1 protein-coding gene is annotated in these 261 nt (G+C 64.8%); it reads left to right on the forward strand.

What is annotated here, in order from left to right; all coding sequences use genetic code 11:
- Positions 1-261: TolB family protein (locus AC1RPY_RS07970; protein ID WP_481763148.1), on the forward strand; the 261-nt coding region annotated here is incomplete at both ends.

The raw sequence follows: 261 nt of genomic DNA on the forward strand, positions 1-261 counted from the left end.
GTTCAGCGGCGTGGCAGCCGCAGCCTGCGTCAACAATCCCGCCGCCCAGCCGAATGCGACGTTCCCCGCCGCGCTGACCGGCAAGCTCGTCTATCACAGCTACGTCAAGTACGGCGACGGCACGAGCCAGCTGTTCCTCTACGATTTCTCGGCCCGCACGCTGACGCAACTCAGCAAGAGCGCGTGGGGCATCACCGATCCGATGAACGGCGTGTTCAGTCCCGACGGCAAGTGGCTCGCGTTCATGGGGATCAGCAACGG

The sequence above is a fragment of the Dellaglioa sp. CoH-56-MRSF-12 genome (assembly GCF_056782075.1).